The sequence below is a fragment of the Streptomyces chartreusis genome (assembly GCF_008704715.1).
GTDB classification, from domain to species: domain Bacteria; phylum Actinomycetota; class Actinomycetes; order Streptomycetales; family Streptomycetaceae; genus Streptomyces; species Streptomyces chartreusis.
In genome coordinates this window covers 1,152,454-1,175,870 of the sequence record NZ_CP023689.1, presented here as the reverse complement: position 1 = coordinate 1,175,870, position 23,417 = coordinate 1,152,454, and the positions used below count along the sequence as shown (strand labels likewise).

The window sequence follows — 23,417 nt, the reverse complement described above, 5'->3', positions numbered from 1 at the left end:
GGGGCCGCCTCCGCCGGACGTCCTTCAACGCCCGAGCCGCACGGTCAGCACGGCGGGATCGGCCCGTCCGGGCAGCGGTACGAACCCGGAGCCCGCGAGCTCCGCGATCACTTCCGCCAGGGAGGCCGGCCACATCCAGAACGTCTCCGTGTACTCGCGCAGGACACCCCGCGCGCCGCGTACCCAGTACTCGAAGCGGGTACGGATCCGGTCCGCGTCGGCCGACATCACCATGCGCCCTCCGTACACGTGCTGGCCGACCTTCTGGGCCGGCAGGACGTGCGTGGCCTCGTCACGGGGGAGGCGGTCGGGCGGGAGATGGACGAGGAGCACCCCGCCCGGCAGCAGCGCTTCGGCGACGGCCGGCCACAGGGCGCGGCGCGCGTCCGGCGGGAGACAGCCGATCGTGTTGTGGCATATCGCCACGTCCGCGACCTCCCGCAGCCCGGCCTCGCCGAGCCCCTGGGGGTGCACGGTGACCCGCGTCCTCATGCCGGCGGGCAGGGCCGCGAGGCGGGTCATCAGCAGCGACCGCATGCAGCGCGTCGGCTCGACCGCGTGCACGGGAACCCGCGACTCGGCGAGGCTCATGAGCGTGACCCGCCCGGTCCCGGCACCGACGTCCAGCACGCCCCTGCGGGCGGTACGCACGTCGCGGGCGTAGAACCGGTGCACCCGGGCCCTGTCCCGGTCCGCCTGAAGGATGTCGTAGAACTCGGCACTGACCTCGTAGGCGTCCCGTGGCTCCGGGCTCGGCGGATCAACGGTGACATCTGGCAGGAGAGGCATATAGAGATAGACAGGCCGGAGGGCCCATCTGTGACAGTGGGCTCGACGGGGGAGCGCCGGCGGCGCGGGCTGCGCCGGTGGGCGCCCGGCGGGGTCGTGACAGGCGTTGGTAGCGTCGATCGTGCCGCGCCTGCCGGTGCGACGCGCCGACCGACCGAGAGAGATGCGATGTCCCCGACGATCCGCAGGGCTGTGATCCCCGCCGCCGGACTCGGCTCCCGACTGCTGCCCCTGACGAAGGCGACACCCAAGGAGATGCTCCCGGTCGGCGACAAGCCGGTCATCGAGCACACCGTGCGCGAGCTGGTGGACTCCGGAATCACCGACATCACCATCGTGGTCTCCGGCGGCAAGAGCCTCATCCAGGACCACTTCCGCCCCAACCCCGCCCTCGTCGAACAGCTCCGCACCGACGGCAAGACGGCCTACGCCGACGCCGTCGAGGAGGTCGCCGAGCTGGCCCGCAAGGGCCACATCACCTACCTCGACCAGTACGGCCCGTACGGCAACGGCACCCCGGTGCTGAACGCCGCCCGCTCCTTCGGCGACGAACCGGTGCTCGTGCTGTGGCCCGACGACGTCTTCGTGGCCGAGGTGCCCCGCGCCCAGCAGCTGATCCGTGCCTACGAGCAGACCGGCTGCCCGGTGCTGGCCCTGCTGCCCATGGACCCGACCGAGTCCCAGCGCTACGGCGTCCCCATCGTCAAGGAGGACCTCGGGGACGGCCAGCTGCGCATCACCGGCCTGGTCGAGAAGCCCGAGCCCGCCTCCGCCCCGTCCTCGTACGCGGCCATCGGCGGGTACGTCGTCACCCCCGGCATCATCGACGAACTGCGCGAGCAGACCCGCCGCTGGTACGAGCACCGGACCGGCGAGGTCTATCTGACCGACGCCATCAACGCCTACGCCGCCACCCGCGCGGTGTACGGGCAGGTCATCAAGGGCCGCTGGTACGACACCGGCAATCCGGCCGACTACCTGGTCGCCCAGATGGCGTCCGCCCTCGCCCACCCCGAGTACGGCCCTCTCCTGCGCGGACTGGTCGCCGGACTCGACGACGCCGGCTGACCGGGCGCTCACGGCACGGGCCGGTCCGTCGCCGCCGGCGCGTCCTGCCGGGCGCGGATGAGGGAGATCACCGTGTCGGTCGTGCGGTCGAGAAGGCTGCGCCCGTCGGGTAGCGTCCGGTCCCGGCTGATGTAGCTGCGGGGGCCGAGGTGGGTCGCCGGATCGAGCCGATGCACGGTGACCTTCCCGGCGCGCCGGGCCCGGTTCCAGCCGCTCCCGCGGAACAGGGGCCAGCGCTGCGGGAACATCCAGGTGCCGACCCGCTCGATCCGGTCGTACGCACTGGTGAGGCGGTGCAGCTGCTCGACTCGTGAGAGGTCGTTGGCGCCGTTGTGGAACCCGCCGAGCGTGATCACCACGAGCGGGCAGCGCAGCCGGGCGTGCAGTTCACCGACCGCGCCGGTGGCGACCTGCGCCCCGCCGCTGTAGCTGAGCAGCACGACCGGCACCCCGCTGCCGGGCCGGTAGCCGGCCAGCCGCAGCTGCGTGGCGATCTGGGAGCCGACGGCCCGGTTGTACAGGGGCCGGTAGCGGTGGTCGGCGGCGACGAAGATCTGCATGACGTTGTGCAGGAACAGCAGCAGACCGATGTGCCGGCGCAGCCACGCCCACACCGGACGGTCGGCGAGCGGGTCGGCCAGTGGCGAGTAGGGCTGCACCTGGCCCAAAACCCGCAGCTCGGGCGCCCCGGCGAGCACCGCCTTGACCAGCTGCCCGCCGTCCCGGGTGTCCCGCACGCGGCGCTTGCCGATGCCGTCCAGGTAGACCAGGTACGCCGCCGGGGGAGCGTCGGCGGCCGCGCCCCGGGCGTAGGGCATGCCCTCGGGCAGCTCGGTGGTGGGTGCCCGGAAGCCGGCGCTGTAGGCCAGCACCTCGTAGCGGGCCAGCAGCCCCTCGGCGAGCAGGACGGGCCCGAGCACGCAGGCCCAGAGCAGGAAGTCGTTCATGAGATCGGCTCCGGTGTACGAGGCGTGCTGAGCCGCACGACCAGCCGCCGTACGGCTTCCACGGCAAGGCCCAGTCCCACCCCGGCGACGGCCACGCAGCCGGCGGCGCCCCACCAGCCGAGGTCGGTTGCCGCAGCGAGCGGTCCGGCCAGACCGGCGCCGACCGCCACGAACAGCACCAGGTGGAGCAGGGGTCCGAGCAGCGGGAACGCGAGCACGGCGCACAGCAGCAGCGGGGCGGCCAGACCCGGCGTCCACTCCAGGGCCTCGCCCGCCGGAGGGGAGGACACCGGCAGCTCGGCCAGGGTCCACGCGGTCAGCGGCCACAGCGTGAATACGGCGGCCTCGACCAGACCGGCGCCGATCAGCAGCCCGACCACCAGGTTCCGGGGCATGCCCGGCCGGCGCGCCAGCAGCGGGAGGATGCGCCCGGCGGCCTCCGACAGCCCGGCGAACAGCAGCAGCACGATGACGAGGGACATGACTCAGCCCCGCCGTGCCGGATCGGTGACCGGTCGGCGGGCAGCGCCCGCCACGTGCATGTACTGCTCCAGTTCGGCGGCCGCCCTCCGGTAGCCGCCCGCGTCACGCTGGGCGGCCTTCAGAGTGGCCGCCGCCTCCCGGAAGGCGGGCTCGTGCAGCAGACGTCGGGCGAGGGCGCGCACCGAGCCCTTGTCGACGTCCTCGGTACGGATCGACAGACCCGCGCCGAGCTCGACCACACGAGCCGCCGTCATCGGCTGGTCGGCGCCCTGCGGGACCACCAGCATCGGGACCCCCGCCTGCATGGCCTCGTTGACACTGTTCATCCCACCGTGGGTGACGAACAGCGCCGCACGGTCCAGAACCTCCAACTGCGGTACGAAACGCAGCGGAACCACATTGGCGGGCAGCGGCCCCAGAGCCCCGGGGTCGGTCTGCCCGGTGGACACGATCACCGTGCCGCCCAGCGGGGCGAGCGCGACGGCGAACGTACGCAGCAGCTTCGGATCGGCGCCGAACACCGTGCCGAGCGAGGCGTACAGCACCGGACTCCGGAGCCGGCCGGCGTCGAACGACGGATCGGCCGGGCGGGCACCGATGCTCGGGCCGACGAACCGGTAGGACTCGTCGAAGTGCTCGACGGCGGGCTGGAACGCCCGTGATGTGTACACCAGGTTGAGCCCCTGGCGGATGTTCAGCAGGTCGAGCGGCGGCAGCCCGCGCGCGTCGAACCGGCGGCGCAGCTCCCGGCGGGCCCGCAAGTAGCCCCGTACACTCCCGAGTTGACCACGAGCCGCCGCCAGCAGATCCCACGAGGCGTGCGTGGGGCTCGGCACCTGCCGGTTGAAGGCGAACGTGGTGAACGACGAGGCCGCCGGCACACCCAGTTCGCGTGCCGCCACCGCGCCCCACAGACAGGAACTGTCGTGGACGATCAGGTCGGGCCCGTCGCGGCGCAGGTCGTCCAGCACGGTGGGCAGCAGACGCAGACTCGTGGTCGCGAGCGACTCCAGCAGGGTGACCGGCGTCGGGGGATCGGGCAACGGCTGCTCGCCGCCGGGGTAGAGACGCACGGACGCGCCCGTGGCCTCGATCTCCTGACGGAACGCCGGCGAGGTGTGGTATGTGACCGTGTGCCCGCGCCGGACGAGCTCGGCCACCACCGGCAGCGTCGGATTGATGTGCCCGTGCATGCCGATGTTGAGGAACGCGATGGTGCTCACAGCCCTGTCTCCCGTTTCCCGCCTACTCCACGAAGTACGAGTCGTGTTCGTCGAAGAACCTCGCCCGCTCCATCTCGGCCGGGGTGTCGGAGTCGTTGCGGAAGGCGTGCAGCCCGCCCTGCGGGACGTGCAGGAAGTCGCCCTGCCGGGCGTCGACCCACTGTTCGCCGTCGAAGAGCCGCACGGTACCCCCGAGGATGAAGAAGGACTCCGAGATGGTGCGGTGGAAGTGGGTCTTCGGGCCGCCCGCCCGCGCGCTCATCTCGACCCGGTAGAGCCCGAATTCGCCGCGCGTGGTGGTCGTGGTCGCCAGGTAGTGGATGGCGTCCGCGCCGGCGGTGCCGACGTCCGGCGGGGTGTCCGCCGGCCGGAAGTCCGCGTTGATCTCGCCGCCGTCACCGTCGTAGACCCGCTTCGGATACGACATGCCGACCGCTCCTTTCGTACGGGGGTGGCGTGGCGGTCAGCCGAACTGGCCGGGCTGGTAGTCCCCGGCGGGCTGCTGGTTGATGACGTTGATGCGGTTGTAGGCGTTGATGACGCCGAGCAGCGAGATCAGCGCCACGAGTTGCTCCTCGTCGAAGTGCTTCGCCGCGTCGGCCCAGGCCTCGTCGGTGACGCCGCCGGCCGCGTCGGCGATACGGGTGCCCTGCTCCGCCAGCTCCAGGGCGGCGCGCTCGGCCTCCGTGAAGACCTTGGCCTCCCGCCAGGCCGCGACCAGGTTCAGGCGCTGCGCGGTCTCACCGGCCTCGGCGGCGTCCTTGGTGTGCATGTCCGTGCAGAAGCCGCAGCCGTTGATCTGGCTGGCGCGGATCTTCACCAGTTCCTGGATCGTGATCGGCAGGGACGAGTCCGCGAGCAGCTTGCTCGCCGAGTTGATGTGCCGCAGCACCTTTCCCGCGAGGGGGTTTCCGAAGTAGTCGAGACGCGGTTCCACGGTGATGTTCTCCTTGCCGTTCGGGATGGCCTACACAGCACTGACCGAACGGGGCCGCAAGGTGTGACAGCACGGCATGTGTGAACCACGTCTCACCACTGTTCGCCGAGGACCGCACCTCGGGGGCGCGGCAGTGCCCGAGGCGGCCTCGGCGTTACTAGGGTTTTTCCCGTACCCGCGGACCGAGACTCTCACCGTGCCGCATCCGAGAGAACCCGCAGAACACGCCGTCTGACCTGAGCCGACGCCCCGCGTCCCGGCGGGTCCCGGCCCAGGTCGTTCCGACGGGGCGGCCGCCCATCCCCCGGGGCGGCCGCCCTCTGCGTGCACTCGCGCGCCCGCGCCCCCGCGCCGGGCAGACGCCCGGTCCGTGACCGCACCGGCCCGGGCCAGGTCGACGACATCCCGCATCGGTAACCGCTGTCGAGGTGACTTGAGATGGACAACGAAGACAAGCTCAGGGACTACCTGAAGCGGGCCACCGCCGACCTGCGGCACAGCCGGCAGCGCGTCCACGACCTCGAGGCCGCCGCCCACGAACCCATCGCCGTCATCGGCATGGCCTGCCGCTACCCGGGCGGCGTGACCGACCCCGACGGCCTCTGGGACCTGCTCGTCGACGGCCGGCACGGCATCGGGCCGTTCCCCGACGACCGCGGCTGGGACCTCGAAGCGGTCTCGGCCGCCGCCTCCGGCGGAGGCTTCCTCCACGACGCCACCGACTTCGACGCCGAGTTCTTCGGCATCAGCGCGCGCGAAGCCGTAGCCATGGACCCCCAGCAGCGGATCGTGCTCGAATCCACCTGGGAGGCCATCGAGTCCGCCCGGCTCGACCCCACCGCACTGCGCGGCAGCGAGACCGCCGTGTTCATGGGCGCCATGGCCCAGGAGTACCGCGCCGGCGCCGAGGACGGCGCCCGCGGCCTGCACCTGACCGGAAACGCCGGCAGCGTCCTGTCCGGCCGGATCGCCTACACCCTCGGCCTGACCGGCCCCGCACTGACGGTCGACACCGCCTGCTCCTCCTCCCTCGTCGCCCTGCACCTCGCCTCCCACGCCCTGCGCACCGGCGAATGCACCCTCGCCCTCGCCGGCGGCGTCACCGTCATGTCGACCCCCTCCACCCACCTGGAGTTCGGCCGCCAGGGCGGCCTGTCGGCCGACGGACTGTGCCGCTCCTTCGACGACTCCGCCGACGGCACCGGATGGTCCGAGGGCGTCGGCGTGCTGCTGCTGGAGCGCCTGTCCGACGCCCGCCGCAACGGCCACCGCGTCCTCGCCGTCGTCCGCGGCTCCGCCGTCAACCAGGACGGCGCCAGCAACGGCCTCACCGCACCCAACGGCCCCTCCCAGCAACGCGTCATCGAACAGGCCCTGATCAACGCCCGGCTCTCCGCCGACCAGATCGACGCCGTCGAGGCCCACGGCACCGCCACCACCCTCGGCGACCCCGTCGAGGCCCAGGCACTCCTCGCCACCTACGGCCGCGCCCGCACCGCCGAACGCCCGCTGCTGCTCGGCTCGGTGAAGTCCAACCTCAGCCACACCCAGGCCGCGGCGGGCGTGGCCGGCGTCATCAAGATGGTGCAGGCCATCCGCCACGGCATCCTGCCCCGCACCCTGCACGTCGACGAGCCCAACACCCACGTCGACTGGTCCGATGGCACCGTACGCCTCGTCACCGGCAACACCCCTTGGCCCGACACCGGGCAGCCCCGCCGCGCCGCCGTCTCCTCCTTCGGCATCAGCGGCACCAACGCCCACGCCGTCATCGAACAGGCCCCCGCCGACCCGTCCGACGAGGCCGCACCCATCCCCGCACCCGGCACCCCCGTACCGCTCGTCCTGTCGGGCCGTACTCCGCAGGCCCTCGCCGCCCAGGCGGCCCGGCTGGGCACCGCCCTGGACCGCCCCGGACAGCCGCCGCGACTGGACACCCTGGCCCGCACCCTCGCAACCACCCGCACTGCCTTCGAGTACCGTGCGGCCCTCGTCACCTCCGACCTCGCCACCGTCACCGCCGGCCTCACCGCCCTCGCGGCCGGCACCCCGGCCCCCGGCCTGCTGCGCCACACCGCGACCGACGCCCCCAGCGCGTACCTCTTCTCCGGCCAGGGCGCCCAACGCCTCGGCATGGGACGCGAGTTGTACGACGCCCACCCCACCTTCCGCGCGGCCCTGGACGAGTCCCTCGCCCTCCTCCCGCCCTCCGTACGGGACGCGATGTGGGGCACCGACGCCTCCGCCCTGAACGACACAGGCGCAGCCCAGCCCGCCCTGTTCGCCATGGAGGTGGCCCTGTTCCGCCTCCTCGAATCGTGGGGCGCACGGCCCGACTTCGTGGCCGGGCACTCCATCGGCGAGGTCGCCGCCGCCCATGTCGCGGGCGTACTGTCCCTCGCCGACGCCTGCACCCTCGTCACCGCCCGCGCCGCGCTGATGGCCGACCTCCCCGAGGGCGGCGCCATGACGGCCGTACGGGCCTCCGAGGAGCAGATACGGCCGTACCTCACCGCCGACATCGCCGTGGCCGCCGTCAACGGCCCGGCCTCCGTGGTCCTCTCCGGCACCGCCGAAGCCGTCGCCGAAGCCGCCGCACGGCTCACCGCCGACGGCCACCGCACCACACCCCTGCGGGTCTCCCACGCCTTCCATTCCCCGCTGATGGACCCGATGCTGGGCGACTTCGCGCAGGCCCTGTCCGGCATCGCGTTCCACCCGCCACGCATCCCGCTCGTCTCCAACCTCACCGGCACCCTCGCCACCCCGGAGGACGTGTGCGACCCGGGGTACTGGGTCCGCCACGTCCGGGAGACCGTCCGCTTCGCCGACTGCCTGCGCACCCTGGACGCGCAGGGCGTCCGCACCTTCCTCGAACTCGGCCCCGACGGCGTCCTCACCGGCCTGGTCCCCGAGACGGCACCCGAGGGCACCGTCGCCCTGGCGGCCCTCCGCAAGGACGCCCCCGAGACCGCAGCTCTCACCACGGCACTCGCCGCCCTGCACACCACCGGCACCCCCGTCGACTGGACGCGTTACTTCGCCGACGCCCCCGCCCAACCCGTCGACCTCCCTACCTACGCCTTCCAGCGCCGCCGGCACTGGCCGGCCGCGGGCGTCGGCGGCGCCGGGGACGTCCGCGCCGTCGGTCTCGCCCCCGCCGAACACGGCCTCCTCGGCGCGGCCGTGTCCCTCGCCGACTCCGACGGCGCCCTCCTCTCCGGCCGCCTCTCCTTCGCCACCCACCGCTGGCTGGCCGACCACCGCATCGGTGGCCGCGTCCTCCTGCCCGGCGCCGCCTTCGTCGAACTCGCCCTGCGCGCCGGCGACGAGTTCGGCTGCGACCGCGTCACCGAACTCGCCCTCCCCGTCCCGCTCGAACTCCCCGAGCAGGGCGCAGTCCAGATCCAGACGTTCGTCGGCGCCTCCGACGCCAACGGCCAACGACCGGTGACCATCTACGCCCGCCCCGACGTCCGGCACGGGGAGCACGGGCAGGGCGAGCGGGGGGACGGCGAGCAGGGGGACGGCCAGCACGGGCAGGACGAGTACGCCTGGACGCTGCACGCCACCGGTCGGCTCGGCCCCGGCACGGACGCCGCCACACCCGCCGTACCGGACGTCACGCAGTGGCCCCCCGCCGGCGCCGAACCCGTCCCGGTCGACGGCGCCTACGACGCCCTCGCCGAGCACGACTTCGCCTACGGGCCGGCGTTCCGCGGCCTCAGTGCCGTTTGGCGCCGGGACGGCGACCTCTACGTCGAGGCCGAACTCCCCGAGGGAACCCGCACCGCCGGCTTCGCCCTCCACCCCGTACTGCTCGACGCCCTCCTCCACGCCGTCGCCCACGCGGGAGACGGCCGCCTGGGTGTGCCGTTCGCCTGGGAGGGCGTCGGCCTGCACGCCACCGGCGCCACCAAGATCCGCGCCCGCCTCACCGCGCAGGGCGAGGACACCGTCGCCATCGACGTCGTGGACACCATGGGCGCACCCGTCCTGTCCGTGGACGCGCTCACCACACGCCCCCTCGACACCGCGCGCGCCGGTACCTCGAAGGCCGCCGACACGCTGTATCGCGTCGACTGGGTCCCGGCCCCCGAGACGACGCCGTACGAAGGCCCCCTCGCCCTGCTCACCGACGGCCCGTTCGCCCAGGAGATCAGCGACGCCCTCGGCGGCGACACGCCCATGCGCATCCAGGCAGACCCTGCGCAGACGGGCCCTGTCCCGGATGTGGTCCTGGCTCCGCTCACGGCCGACCCCGACGCGACGAACCCGGTCGATGAACTGCACACGCTGACCGCCCGTGCCCTCGAACTGGTCCGCCATTGGCAGCACGACGAGCGCCTGCGCGGCACCCGCCTGGTCATCGTCCTCCGTGACGACCGACCCGAGACCGCCGCCGTGCGCGGCCTGCTACGCGCCGCCGAGTCCGAACACCCGGGTGGCATCGGCCTGTTGACCCTCGGCGCCGAGCCCGTGGACGGGACCCTTCTCCGTAAGGCCCTCACCGTCGGCGAACGCGAGGCCGCCCTCGTGGAGGGGCACGTGCGTGTTCCTCGGCTGGTGCGTGTCGGTGGTTCGCGTGGGGTGGGGGTGGAGTGGGCCGGTCCGGGTGCTGTGGTGGTGACGGGTGGTTCGGGTGGTCTGGGTGGGGTGGTGGCGCGGCATCTGGTGCGGGTGCATGGGGTGCGGGAGCTGGTGCTGCTGTCGCGGCGGGGTGCGGATGCGCCGGGGGCTGGTGAACTCGTCGCCGAGCTCGGCGAGTTGGGTGCCCTGGTTGACGTGGTCGCGTGTGATGTGGCGGATCGTGAGGCGCTGGCCGGTGTGCTGGCGGGGCGGTCCGTGCGGGGTGTCGTGCATGCCGCGGGTGTCCTGGACGACGGGCTCGTCGGCAGCCTGACCCCCGAGCGCCTGCACGCCGTACTCGCCCCAAAGGCGGACGCGGCCCGGCACCTCCATGAACTCCTCCCCGACGTCGAGGCCTTCGTCCTCGTCTCCTCCGCCGCCGGCACCTTCGGCCCCGTGGGCCAGGCCGCCTACGCCGCGGCCAACGCCCACCTCGACGCCCTCGCCGCGCACCGCCGCGCCCAGGGCATGCACGCGATCTCCCTGGCCTGGGGGCCGTGGCAGATCGACGGCGCCGGCATGACGGCCGGACAGCCGCCCACGGAGCCGCACGACGAGTCCGCGCTCATCAGGCCGGTGTCCCCGGAGGAGGGCCTGACACTCTTCGACGCGGCCCTCGCGGGCGCCGACGACGTCGTACTCCCGATCCCGCTGGACCTGCGGTCGGCCCGCTCCCGCACCGAGATCCCGGCACTCCTCCGTGGGCTCGCACGACCCCGCCGCCGCACCGCGAGCAGCGGGACCGGCGCCCCCGACCTGGTCCGGCGGCTCGCGCCGCTCGACGGGGTGGAGCGGCACGAGGTGCTGCTCGATCTCGTGCGGGGGCAGGTGTCGTTGGTGCTGGGGCACGAGGGTGCCCTGGGCGTGGACGCGTCGCGGTCGTTCCGCGATCTGGGCTTCGACTCGCTGCTGGCGGTCGAGCTGCGCAATGGCTTGCAGTCGGTGACGGGGTTGCGGCTGCCGGCGACGTTGGTGTTCGACTATCCGACGGTGGCCGTCCTGGCGGACTTCCTCCTGGGGGAGGTGTTGGGGGCGCAGGCTCCGATGCCGTCGTCGCCGGTTGCGGCCATGGCCGACGATCCGGTCGTCGTCGTGGGGATGGCCTGCCGGTTCCCCGGTGGGGTGTCGTCGCCGGAGGAGCTGTGGCGGCTGGTGTCGGAAGGCGGGGACGCGGTCGGGGAGTTCCCGGCCGACCGGGGCTGGGACCTGGAGCGGCTGTACCACCCGGACGCGGAGCACACCGGTACGTCGTCCACCCGGGCCGGAGGCTTCCTCCGGGAGGCGGGTGCATTCGACGCGGACTTCTTCGGGATGAGCCCGCGTGAGGCGTTGGCGACGGATGCGCAGCAGCGGCTGCTGCTGGAGTCGGTGTGGGAGGCGATCGAGCGGGCGGGCATCGACCCGACCTCGCTGCGGGGCAGCCAGACCGGTGTCTTCGCCGGAGTCATGTACAACGACTACGGACTCCTCCTCGACGGCCGCGAGTTCGAGGGCCTGCGCGGCAACGGGAGCGCGATGAGCATCGCCTCCGGCCGGGTCGCCTACTCCTTCGGCTTCGAGGGACCCACCGTCTCGATCGATACGGCGTGCTCGTCGTCACTGGTGGCACTGCATCTGGCCGCGCAGGCGCTGCGAAGCGGTGAGTGCTCACTTGCGGTGGCCGGTGGTGTGACGGTGATGTCGACGCCGACGACCTTTGTGGAGTTTTCGCGGCAGGGTGGGTTGGCGCCGGATGGGCGGTGCAAGGCGTTCTCCGACTCGGCCGATGGGGTCGGCTGGGCCGAGGGTGTGGGTGTACTGCTGCTGGAGCGGCAGTCGGATGCGGTGCGTAATGGGCATCGGATTCTGGCGGTTGTTCGGGGGAGTGCGGTCAATCAGGACGGCGCTTCGAATGGGCTGACCGCGCCGAACGGACCGTCGCAGCAGCGGGTGATTCGGCAGGCGCTGGCGTCGGCCGGGTTGTCGGCCGGCGATGTGGATGCGGTCGAGGCGCACGGTACGGGTACGACGCTCGGTGATCCGATCGAGGCGCAGGCGCTGCTGGCGACCTATGGCCAGGATCGTGAACGGCCGTTGCTGCTCGGCTCGGTGAAGTCGAACCTGGGCCACACCCAGGCCGCCGCCGGGGTCGCCGGCGTCATCAAGTCGATCATGGCGATGCGGCACGGTGTCCTCCCGCGCACCCTGCACGTCGACGCACCGTCCTCCCACGTGGACTGGTCGGCCGGCGCGGTCGAGCTGGTCCGGGAGCAGGTGGCCTGGCCGCAGACCGGGCGCCCGCGTCGCGTCGGTGTGTCTTCCTTCGGGCTGAGCGGCACCAACGCGCACCTCATCCTGGAGGCCGGGCCGGAGGCCGAACCGGCTTCGGCCGGCGCCGAGTTCGACGTACTGCCGCTGGTGGTGTCGGCCCGGTCGGAGCAGGCCTTGGATGCGCAGATCGAGTTGCTGCGGGCCGTCGAGCCGTCGGCGGACGTCGCCTACACGCTGGCGGCGGGACGGGCCACGTTCGGGCACCGGGCAGTGTTGCTGGCGTCCGCGGACGGCGTCGCCGAGGTCTCCAGAGGCACCGCGGCCGAGGAGCCGCTCGCGTTCGTGTTCTCGGGACAAGGTGCCCAACGATTGGGCATGGGACGGGAGTTGTACGCCCAATACCCCGTGTTCGCCCGTGCGTTGGACGAGGTGCTCGCCGAGCTCGACCCTGCCCTGCGTGGTGTGATCTGGGGCGAGGACGAGGTGTCTCTGAACCGTACGGAGTTCGCTCAGCCCGCCCTCTTCGCGATCGAGGTCGGGCTGTTCCGGCTGGTGACCTCGCTCGGTGTCACGCCGAAGTACCTCGCGGGTCACTCCGTCGGTGAGATCGCGGCTGCCCATGTCGCGGGCGTGCTGTCGCTCGCGGACGCCTGCGCGCTGGTGTCGGCGCGGGCGCGGTTGATGCAGGCCCTGCCGGAGGGCGGGCTCATGCTGGCGGTCGAGGCGGGTGAGGACGAGGTCGCCCCGCATCTGGTCGAGGGCGTGTCCATCGCGGCGGTGAACGGGCCGTCCTCAGTGGTGCTCTCGGGCACGGAAGAGGCCGTACTCGCCGTCGCCGCCGCCCTGCCGGATCGACGCACGACACGACTGCGGGTCTCGCACGCCTTCCACTCCCCGCTCATGGAACCGATGATGCTGGAGGAGTTCCGAGCGGCGCTCGCCGGTCTGCGCTTCGACGAGCCGCGCATCCCCTTCGTCTCCAACCTCACCGGCAACCTGACCAGCCCCGACACCATCGACTACTGGGTCCGACACGTCCGTGACACCGTCCGATTCGCCGACGGCATCCGCACCCTCACCGAACACGGCGTCACGCGCTTCCTGGAGATCGGCCCCGACGGCGTGCTGGCTGCGCTGATACGGCAGTCAGTGGCGGACGAGGCGCTCGTCGCGCCCGTACTGCGCAAGGACCGGCCCGAGCCGGCAGCCGCGCTCACCGCACTCGCGCAGCTCTACACGCACGGCGTGCCCGTGGACTGGCCGGCCCTGTTCAAGGACACGGGCGTCCGGCCGGCGGATGTCCCGACCTACCGCTTCCAGCGCCAGAACTACTGGCCGGCGGGGGCGTACGCGATGGGTGCCGGGGACGTGCGGGCCGCGGGCCTCGCCGCCGCCGACCATCCGCTGCTCCGGGCCGCCGTGTCCTTGGCCGACTCCGAGGACGTGGTGCTGTCCGGACGGCTGTCGACGGCCACGCACCCGTGGCTGGCCGACCACATGGTCCTCGGCCGGGTGGTCGTCCCGGGCACGGCCTTCGTGGAACTGGCGCTGCGTGCCGGCGACGAGGTCGGGTTCGGCACCCTGGACGACCTCACCGTGTCGACGCCCCTCGTGGTCCCGGACACGGGCGCCGTGCAGATCCAGGTCCGGGTCGCGGAGACCGAGGACGCCGGTCGCCGCACGGTGACGGTGCACGCCCGCCCCGACGAGACGGGCGGCGACGCTCCTTGGACACAGCACGCCGCAGGCGCTCTCTCCGATGAACCACCACTGCGGACGGACTGGGCCGATGCTGCCGCGCAGTGGCCGCCCGCCGGCGCGGAGCGTGTCGGGACGGACGACCTCTACGACGACCTGGCCGACGCCGGCCTCACCTACGGCCCCCTCTTCCAAGGGCTGCGCGGCGTCTGGCGGCGCGGAGACGAGACGTTCGCCGAGGTGACGCTGCCGACCGGTACCGATGCCGGCGGGTTCGGGCTGCACCCGGCGTTGCTCGACGCGACCCTGCACGCCATCGCCGCGGCCGCCGCCGGAGGGACGGGCGGCCCCGCGCTGCCCTTCGCCTGGGAGGGCGTCACGCTGTACGCGTCCGGTGCGAGCGAGGTACGCGCCCGACTGGTCCGGCAGGGCGACCGGGACGCCATCGCCGTCGACCTCGCCGATGTCGAGGGCCACCCGGTGGCACGGGTGTCCGGGCTCGTCGTCCGGCCCGTGACGAGCGACCAGCTGGGTGGGGCGAGTACGGCGACCGGGTCTCTGTTCCGGGTCGACTGGACCGAGGCGGCGGAGACGTCGGCGGAGCTTCCGGCCGTGGCGTTGATCGGGGGCGGGGAGGCGCTCGCGGAGGTGATGCGGGGCGCCGTGGCCGAAGTTCGGAGCTACGCCGACCTGGACGAGTTGGCGACGGGCGGCGATGCCGATTCCGACCTGAGCCGGTCGGTTCCGGGTCTGGTCGTGGCTGCACTGGAGGTCGCCGACGACAGCGGACGGGACCTGGCCGGACAGACGCACGCCGCCGTCGCGCAGGCACTGGCCCTCGTGCAGGAGTGGGTCGCGCAGGAGGGGTTCCGGGACGCGCGGCTGGTGGTGCTCACGCGGGGCGGCTCGACCGTGGTCTCTGCCGCGGTGCGTGGGCTCGTGCGAGCTGCGGGCGCCGAGTATCCGGGCCGCTTCGCGACGCTGGACATCGCGGATGCCGATTTTGGCGACCAACTCGGCGCCGCGCTGCGCGCGTTGGCCGCCGATGAAACCGACGTCGCCGTGCGAGGCGGGACCGTGCGTGTTCCTCGGCTGGTGCGTGTCGCTGGTTCGCGTGGGGTGGGGGTGGAGTGGGCCGGTCCGGGTGCCGTGGTGGTGACGGGTGGTTCGGGTGGTCTGGGTGGGGTGGTGGCGCGGCATCTGGTGCGGGTGCATGGGGTGCGGGAGCTGGTGCTGCTGTCGCGGCGGGGTGCGGATGCGCCGGGGGCTGGTGAACTCGTCGCTGAGCTGGGCGAGTTGGGTGCCCGGGTCGATGTGGTCGCGTGTGATGTGGCGGATCGTGAGGCGCTGGCCGGTGTGCTGGCGGGGCGGTCCGTGCGGGGTGTCGTGCATGCCGCGGGTGTCCTGGACGACGGGCTCGTCGGCAGCCTGACCCCCGAGCGTGTCGAAGCCGTACTGCGCCCCAAGGTCGACGCGGCCTGGCACCTGCACGAACTCCTCCCCGACGAGACACCGCTCGTCGTCTTCTCCTCCGTCGCCGGTCTGTTCGGCAGCGTCGGCCAGGCCGCCTACGCCGCCGCCAATGCCTGCCTCGACGCCCTGATGACCTTGCGCCGGGACATGGGACTGCCCGCGGTGTCCCTCGTATGGGGTCCCTGGCAGCAGGAAGCCGGAGGCATGACGGCCGACCCGCAGCGGACGGCCCGTACCGGCATTCCCGCGATCACGGTCGACCAGGGCCTGGCCCTGTTCGACGCGGCGCTGCGGACGCCCGAGCAGGTCGTCGTACCCGCTCCGCTCGACCTGCGCGCGATCCGGGAGACGGGCGAAGTGCCCCCGCTCTTCCGCGCGTTGGTGCGTTCGCGCCGTCGGGCGGTCGCGGCGGGCGGTCTGCTTCGGCTGCTCACCGGGCTCGACGAGGTGGAGCGGCGCGAGGTGCTGCTGGACCTCGTGCGGGGGCAGGTGGCGCTGGTCCTGGGCCACGAGAGCGCCGCGCGTGTCGATGACTCTCGGTCGTTCCGGGATCTGGGCTTCGACTCGCTGTTGGCGGTCGAGCTGCGCAATGGCTTGCAGTCGGTGACCGGGCTGCGGTTGCCGGCGACGTTGGTGTTCGACTATCCGACGGTGGCCGTCCTGGCGGACTTCCTGCTGGGTGAGGTGCTGGGGGCGCAGGCTCCGGTGCCGTCGTCGCCGGTGGCGGTGATGACCGACGATCCGGTGGTGATCGTGGGGATGGCCTGCCGTTATCCCGGTGGTGTCTCCTCGCCGGAGGACCTGTGGCGGGTGGTGTCGGAGGGTGTGGACGCGGTAGGTGACTTCCCGTCCGACCGCGGCTGGGACCTGGAGCGGCTCTACCACCCGGATCCGCAGCACACCGGAACGTCGTCGACGCGGGCCGGTGGCTTCCTCGCCGACGCCGGCGGGTTCGATCCGGAGTTCTTCGGGATGAGTCCGCGTGAGGCGTTGGCGACGGATGCGCAGCAGCGGTTGCTGCTGGAGTCGGTGTGGGAGGCGATCGAGCGGGCGGGCATCGACCCGACGTCCCTGCGGGGCAGCCAGACCGGTGTCTTCGCCGGTCTCATGTACAACGACTACGGCGTCCTCCTGTCCGGCGACGAGTTCGAGGGCTTCAGGGGGAGTGGCAGCTCACCGAGCATCGCGTCCGGTCGTGTTGCGTATGCGCTGGGCCTTGAGGGTCCGACGGTGACGATCGATACGGCGTGCTCGTCGTCGTTGGTGGGTCTGCATTTGGCTGCGCAGGCGTTGCGGGGTGGTGAGTGTTCGCTTGCGGTGGCCGGTGGTGTGACGGTGATGTCGACGCCGACGACCTTTGTGGAGTTCTCGCGGCAGGGTGGGTTGGCGCCGGATGGGCGGTGCAAGGCGTTCTCGGACGCGGCTGATGGTGTCGGTTGGGCCGAGGGTGTGGGTGTACTGCTGCTGGAGCGGCGGTCGGATGCGGTGCGTAATGGGCATCGGATTCTGGCGGTTGTTCGGGGGAGTGCGGTCAATCAGGACGGTGCGTCGAATGGGCTGACCGCGCCGAATGGGCCTTCTCAGCAGCGGGTGATTCGGCAGGCGCTGGCGTCGGCCGGGTTGTCGGCCGGCGAGGTGGATGCGGTCGAGGCGCACGGTACGGGTACGACGCTGGGCGACCCGATCGAGGCGCAGGCGTTGCTGGCGACCTATGGCCAGGATCGTGAACGGCCGCTGCTGCTGGGCTCGGTGAAGTCCAACCTGGGTCACACTCAGGCCGCTGCCGGTGTGGCGGGTGTGATCAAGAGCGTGCTGGCGATGCGGCACGGTGTCGTCCCGCGCACGCTGCACGTGGATGAGCCGTCGTCTCACGTGGACTGGTCGGCCGGTGCGCTCGAGGTGGTCCGTGAGTCGATTGCGTGGCCGGAGAACGATCGGCCGCGCCGGTCCGCCGTCTCCTCCTTCGGGCTCAGTGGCACCAATGCCCACGTGATTCTCGAACTGCCTACGGACGCAATGGAGTCGAGCCCCGCTCAGCCAATGCCCGTGCTGCCGTTGGTGGTCTCGGCTCGGTCGGAGCAGGCCTTGGATGCGCAGATCGACGTGCTGCGGGCCGCCGAGCCGTCGGTGGATGTCGCGTTCACGTTGGCCGGTGGTCGTGCTCGGTTCGCGCATCGGGCTGTGTTGCTGGCGTCGGCGGAGGGCATCTCCGAGGCGGCCAGGGGGGTGGCGGCCGAGGGGCCGTTGGCCTTCGTGTTCTCCGGTCAGGGCGCCCAGCGTCTTGGCATGGGTCGCGAGCTGTACGGCCGTTTCCCGGTCTTCGCCCAGGCGCTGGACGAAGCGCTTGGCGGGCTCGACCCCGCACTGCGGGAGGTGATCTGGGGCGACGACGAACAGGCGCTCAACCGCACGGAGTTCACTCAGCCCGCGCTGTTCGCCATCGAGGTGGCGCTTTACCGTCTCGCCGAATCACTCGGTGTGCGGCCGGATTTCGTGGCCGGTCACTCTGTGGGTGAGATCGCCGCCGCCCATGTCGCGGGGGTGTTGTCGCTCGCGGACGCGTGCACGCTGGTGTCCACGCGGGCCCGGCTCATGCAGGCCCTGCCCGAGAGCGGGCTGATGCTCGCGGTCGAGGCCACCGAGGACGAGGTCACCCCGCACCTCACCGACCAGGTGAGCATCGCAGCGATCAACGGCCCTATGTCGCTGGTGCTTTCGGGTGCAGAGGAAGCGGTCCTCGCAGTCGCCGCCACCCTCCCCGACCGCCGCACCACCCGCCTCCGCGTCTCCCACGCCTTCCACTCACCCCTTATGGACCCGATGCTGGAGGACTTCCGGGCCGCCATCGCCGACCTCCACTTCGGTGAGCCGAACATCCCCTTCGTCTCCGGGACCAGCCCGAACAGGCCCGACTACTGGGTCCAGCACGTCCGCGACACCGTCCGCTTCGCGGACAACATCCGCACCCTGACCGACCACGGCGTGACCCGCTTCCTGGAGATCGGCCCCGACGGCACCCTCACCGCCCTCATCGCACAGACCGCCTCCGAGGACACCCTCGTCGTCCCGGTACTTCGCAAGAACATGACCGAAGAGACAGCCGCTCTCACGGTCCTGTCCCGGCTCTTCGCGCACGGTGTCCCCGTGAACTGGCCCGTCCTCTTCGCCGGTACAGGCGCCCGTCTCACCGACGCCCCCACCTACCCCTTCCAGCGCCGGCACTACTGGCCCGCCGTCACCGCGTCCCTACAGGACGCCGTGGCCCTGGGCCTGGAACCCGTCGGGCATCCACTGCTGGGTGCGGTCGTGCCGTTGGTGGAGTCCGACGGTGTCGTTCTCGCCGGACGCCTCTCCGCAGGTACGCAGACCTGGCTCGCCGATCACGCGGTGCACGGCCATGTGCTGCTGCCGGCGACGGCGTTCCTCGACCTGGTCCTGCGTGCGGGGGACGAGGTCGGATGCGGGCTGGTCGAGGAGCTGTCCCTCGGTGTGCCCTTGATCCTCGGCCCGCGTGCGGCCGTGCGGATCCAGATCGCCGTCGGTGCTCCGGACGAGGACGGCCGCCGTTCCGTCGGCGTCCACTCCCGCCCTGACACATCCGACGACGACCTGCCCTGGACGCAGCACGCCTCCGGCACGCTCACCGCGCAGGACGGCCCGCCGCGGACGCTCGACGTCACGACATGGCCGCCCGCCGACTCCCGGCCCCTGGATCTCGACGGCTTCTACGAGGGACGCGCGGAGGACGGATTCGCGTACGGCCCGGTGTTCCAGGGCCTGCGCGCTGCCTGGCGGCGCGGCGACGAGGTGTTCGTGGAGGCCGGGCTTCCCGAGCACGTGCAGACCGGCGGCTTCGGTCTGCACCCGGCCCTACTCGACGCCGTGCTCCACGCGGCCGCATTCACCGGCGGCGAGACCCAGGAGTCGGGCGGACTGCTGCCGTTCGCCTGGGAGGGGGTGTCGCTGCACGCGACCGGTGCCTCCACGGTGAGGGCCAAGCTCGTGCGCACCGGCCCCGCAAACGCAGCCGGCACCGGCAACATCGCCGTGACCGTGTCCGACCAGGACGGGAACCCGGTCGCATCGGTGAACCGTCTCGTCGTCCGCCCGGTCGACGACCGCCTCTCGGCGAGCCGTACGAGCAGCGACCTCTACCGCATCGAGTGGACACGGATCACCGCCAAGGAGCCCTACGGCGGCCCGATCGCCGTCGTCGGCACGGACGTCGCTCAGTTCGCCGAGGCATGGGGCGCCACCGCACATCCCGATCTCGCCTCCCTCGCCGACCCGTCACCCGGCGTCGTCCTCGCCCACATCGAGGGCGACACCGACGACCTGATCACCGCGGTGCACGACACAACAGCCAGCGTCCTGCGCCTCGTTCAGGAGTGGCTCGACCTGGGCAGGAACACCGACGCCCGTCTCGTCGTGACCACCACCGGCATGCCCGAACCCGTCCTCGGCGCCGTACGCGGCCTGCTCCGCACGGTGCAGAACGAACACCCCGGACGAGTCGGCCTGCTGTCCTGGCCGTCGGCGGACGGCGTTGACCCCGACCTGGTGCGCCGGGCCCTCGCCGCCGTCCTCGACGAGCCCGAAATCGCCGTACGCGAAGGCCGGCTGGAAGCCCCGAGGGTCGTACGGGCCGCCGTACCCGCAGACTCGGCCGATCACTGGACCGGCCACGGCCCCGTCCTGGTGACCGGCGGCACCGGCGGCCTTGGAGCCGTCCTGGCCAAGCACCTCGTTCGCACTCACGGTGTGCGTGAGCTGGTGCTGCTGTCGCGGAGGGGCGCCGACGCGCCTGGAGTCGAGCAACTTGTCGTCGAGCTGGACGAGTTGGGGGCACAGGGCGTCGACGTGATGGCCTGCGATGTCGCCGACCGTGACGCGCTGGCCGAGGCCCTCACCGGGCGGTCCTTCTCCGCCGTCGTCCACGCCGCGGGCGTACTCGACGACGGACTCGTCGGCAGCCTCACCCCCGACCGACTGCACTCCGTGCTGCGGCCCAAGGCCGACGCGGCATGGCACCTGCACGAACTCCTTCCCGACGTGGGGGCCTTCGTCCTCGTCTCCTCCGCCGCCGGCGCCTTCGGCGGCACCGGACAGGCCAACTACGCCGCCGCCAACGCCTTTCTCGACGCCCTCGCGGAGCACCGCCGCACCCTCGGCCTGCCCGCCACGTCCCTCGTATGGGGACCCTGGGACCTCGACGGCACGGGGATGACCGGCGACCTCACCCCCGCCGAACGTGAACGCCTCGCCCGGACCGGCTTCCCCGCCGTGACCGAGGAGCGAGGGCTCGCGCTGTTCGACGCCGCCATGCGCCTGGCCCACGACACCGCCGTCGTCCTTCCCGTCCCGCTCGACCTGCGCACGATCCGCGACCGCGGTGACGTACCCGCCGTGCTGCGCGGGCTGGTGCGTTCGCGCCGTCGGGCGGTCGCGGCGGGCGGTCTGCTCCAGCGGCTCACCGGGCTGGACGAGGTGGAGCGGCGCGAGGTGCTGCTGGACCTCGTGCGTGGGCAGGTGGCGCTGGTCCTGGGCCATGACAGCCCGGCCGGCCTCGACGACTCACGGTCCTTCCGCGACCTGGGCTTCGACTCGCTGCTCGCCGTCGAACTGCGCAACGGCCTGCAGTCGGTGACCGGGCTGCGGCTGCCCGCGACATTGGTGTTCGACTATCCGACGGTCAGCGCGCTCGCCGGATTCCTGCTGGACGAGGTCCTCGGCTCGCGTACGGCCGCCCCGGTGACCTCGGCGGTCGCCTTGGCCGACGATCCGGTGGTCGTCGTGGGCATGGCCTGCCGGTTCCCGGGGGACGTCGCCTCGCCGGAGGAGCTGTGGCGGCTGGTGTCCGAGGGCGGGGACGCCGTGTCCGGATTCCCCGAGGACCGTGGCTGGGACCTGGAACGGCTCTACCACCCGGACCCCGAGCACACGGGCACCTCGTCCGCCCGAGAGGGCGGCTTCCTGAACGGCGTCGGCGGCTTCGACCCCGAGTTCTTCGGCATGAGTCCGCGCGAGGCACTGGCGACGGACGCCCAGCAGCGGCTGCTGCTGGAGTCGGTGTGGGAGGCCGTCGAACGGGCCGGCATCGACCCGACTTCCCTGCGCGGCAGCCAGACCGGCGTCTTCGCCGGCGTCATGTACAGCGACTACGCCCACCTGCTTGCGGGCCCCGAGTTCGAGGGCTTCCGCGGCAACGCCAGCTCCCAGAGCGTCGTCTCCGGCCGTGTCGCGTACACCCTCGGCCTGGAAGGCCCGTCCGTCTCCATCGACACGGCCTGCTCCTCGTCGCTGGTGGCGGTGCATCTGGCCGCGCAGGCGCTGCGGAGCGGCGAATGCTCCCTTGCGGTGGCCGGTGGTGTGACGGTCATGTCGACGCCGACGACCTTCGTGGAGTTCTCCCGGCAGGGCGGACTGGCGCCGGACGGGCGGTGCAAGGCGTTCTCCGACTCCGCTGACGGTGTCGGCTGGGCCGAGGGTGTGGGCGTACTGCTGCTGGAGCGGCAGTCGGACGCCGTGCGCAACGGACACCGGATTCTCGCCGTGGTGCGGGGCAGTGCGGTCAATCAGGACGGCGCCTCGAATGGGCTGACCGCGCCGAACGGCCCGTCGCAGCAGCGGGTGATCCGCCAGGCGCTCGCCTCGGCGGGGCTGAGCACCGCGGACGTCGATGTCGTCGAGGCCCACGGCACCGGCACCGCCCTCGGCGACCCGATCGAGGCGCAGGCGCTGCTCGCCACCTACGGCCAGGACCGCGAACGGCCGCTGCTGCTCGGCTCGGTGAAGTCCAACCTCGGCCACACCCAGGCCGCCGCCGGGGCCGCTGGACTCATCAAGTCGATCCTGGCGATGCGGCACGGCACCGTCGCGCCGACCCTGCATGTGGACGCTCCGTCGTCCCACGTGGACTGGTCGGCCGGTGCGGTGGAGCTGGTCCGGGAGCCGGTTGTATGGCCGGACAGCGGGCGACCGCGCCGCGTCGGTGTCTCGTCCTTCGGTCTCAGCGGCACCAACGCCCACGTGATTCTCGAACTGCCCGCGGACGCACCGGAATCAACCCCCGCTGGGCAGCTGCCCGTGCTGCCGTTGGTCGTGTCGGCCCGGTCGGAGCAGGCTCTGGACGCGCAGATCGAGGTGCTTCGGGCGGTCGAGCCGTCGGTGGACGTCGCATACACGCTGGCGGGCGGCCGGGCCCGGTTCGCGCACCGCGCGGTGCTGCTGGCCTCGACGGACGGTGTCACCGAGGCGGCCAGGGGAGTGGTGGCCGAAGGGCCGCCGGCCTTCGTGTTCTCCGGTCAGGGCGCCCAGCGTCTCGGCATGGGCCGGGAACTGTACGGCCGTTTCCCCGTGTTCGCCGAGTCCCTGGATCAGGTGCTTGCCCAGCTCGACCCCGCCCTCCGTGACGTGATCTGGGGCGACGACGAACAGGCCCTCAACCGCACGGAGTTCACCCAGCCCGCGCTCTTCGCCATCGAAGTGGCCCTGTTCCGGCTGGTGACGTCCCTCGACGTACGGCCGAAATACCTCGCGGGTCACTCCGTCGGTGAGATCGCCGCCGCCCACGTTGCCGGCGTGCTCTCACTCACGGACGCGTGCACGCTGGTGTCGGCACGGGCCAGGCTGATGCAGGCCCTCCCTCAGGGCGGGCTGATGCTGGCGGTCGAAGCGACCGAGGACGAGGTCGCCCCGTACCTCACCGACGAGGTGAGCATTGCAGCTATCAACGGCCCGACCTCCATCGTGCTCTCAGGTGTGGAGGAGGCGGTCCTCGCGGTCGCCGCCGCTCTGCCCGGGCGTCGAACCAGCCGTCTCCGTGTCTCCCATGCCTTCCACTCGCCGCTCATGGACCCGATGCTGGAGGACTTCCGGGCCGCCATCGCCGATCTTCGCTTCGGCGAGCCGAGCATCCCC

The 23,417-nt window shown here is 72.3% G+C and carries 8 protein-coding genes (1 of these 8 running past the window's edge); 2 read left to right on the top strand and 6 right to left on the bottom strand.

All coding sequences use genetic code 11. The features are described 5' to 3' along the window. Positions 1–24: 24 nt before the first annotated feature. The gene (locus tag CP983_RS04470; protein ID WP_150498600.1) at positions 25–789 is read right to left on the bottom strand and encodes a class I SAM-dependent methyltransferase; all 765 of its coding nucleotides are present in this window, start codon (positions 787–789) and stop codon (positions 25–27) included. A 168-nt stretch (positions 790–957) separates the two neighbouring features. Here CP983_RS04470 and CP983_RS04465 point away from each other — a divergent pair, with 168 nt between their 5' ends. Beyond that, complete coding sequence (locus tag CP983_RS04465) at positions 958–1,857, top strand: UTP--glucose-1-phosphate uridylyltransferase (RefSeq protein ID WP_150498599.1); 900 nt, start codon at positions 958–960, stop codon at positions 1,855–1,857. Between the two features lie 8 nt (positions 1,858–1,865). Here CP983_RS04465 and CP983_RS04460 read toward each other — a convergent pair whose 3' ends face one another. Genes CP983_RS04460 through CP983_RS04440 form a run of 5 tightly spaced genes read right to left on the bottom strand, consistent with a single transcriptional unit; the run spans position 1,866 to position 5,447 of the window. Continuing rightward, a complete protein-coding gene (locus CP983_RS04460; protein WP_150498598.1) occupies positions 1,866–2,804 on the bottom strand; it encodes a hypothetical protein in 939 nt (312 codons plus the stop codon). Then, complete coding sequence (locus CP983_RS04455) at positions 2,801–3,286, bottom strand: hypothetical protein (protein WP_150498597.1); 486 nt, start codon at positions 3,284–3,286, stop codon at positions 2,801–2,803. The genes CP983_RS04460 and CP983_RS04455 overlap by 4 nt, the downstream gene beginning before the upstream one ends. A gap of 3 nt (positions 3,287–3,289) precedes the next feature. Further along, positions 3,290–4,510: a macrolide family glycosyltransferase gene (locus CP983_RS04450; protein ID WP_150498596.1), complete on the bottom strand. Its 1,221-nt coding sequence runs from the start codon at positions 4,508–4,510 to the stop codon at positions 3,290–3,292. A gap of 22 nt (positions 4,511–4,532) precedes the next feature. Then, positions 4,533–4,937, bottom strand: a complete 405-nt coding sequence (locus CP983_RS04445) for a cupin domain-containing protein (RefSeq protein WP_150498595.1) — start codon at positions 4,935–4,937, stop codon at positions 4,533–4,535. A gap of 36 nt (positions 4,938–4,973) precedes the next feature. Next, a complete protein-coding gene (locus CP983_RS04440; RefSeq protein ID WP_107908714.1) occupies positions 4,974–5,447 on the bottom strand; it encodes a carboxymuconolactone decarboxylase family protein in 474 nt (157 codons plus the stop codon). A 438-nt stretch (positions 5,448–5,885) separates the two neighbouring features. Between CP983_RS04440 and CP983_RS04435 the strand changes: the two genes are divergently transcribed. Then, positions 5,886–23,417, top strand: the beginning of a protein-coding gene (locus tag CP983_RS04435) for a type I polyketide synthase (RefSeq protein WP_150498594.1). The gene runs 21,363 nt beyond the window's last position; 17,532 of the gene's 38,895 nt are visible here — the first part of the coding sequence; its start codon is at positions 5,886–5,888; its stop codon lies beyond the right edge, outside the window.

Coding starts and splice junctions, on each gene's coding strand:
- CP983_RS04465 (WP_150498599.1), top strand. CDS start 958: ATGTCCCCGACGATCCGCAGGGCTGTGATCCCCGCCGCCGGACTCGGC.
- CP983_RS04460 (WP_150498598.1), bottom strand. CDS start 2,804: ATGAACGACTTCCTGCTCTGGGCCTGCGTGCTCGGGCCCGTCCTGCTC.
- CP983_RS04470 (WP_150498600.1), bottom strand. CDS start 789: ATGCCTCTCCTGCCAGATGTCACCGTTGATCCGCCGAGCCCGGAGCCA.
- CP983_RS04445 (WP_150498595.1), bottom strand. CDS start 4,937: ATGTCGTATCCGAAGCGGGTCTACGACGGTGACGGCGGCGAGATCAAC.
- CP983_RS04455 (WP_150498597.1), bottom strand. CDS start 3,286: ATGTCCCTCGTCATCGTGCTGCTGCTGTTCGCCGGGCTGTCGGAGGCC.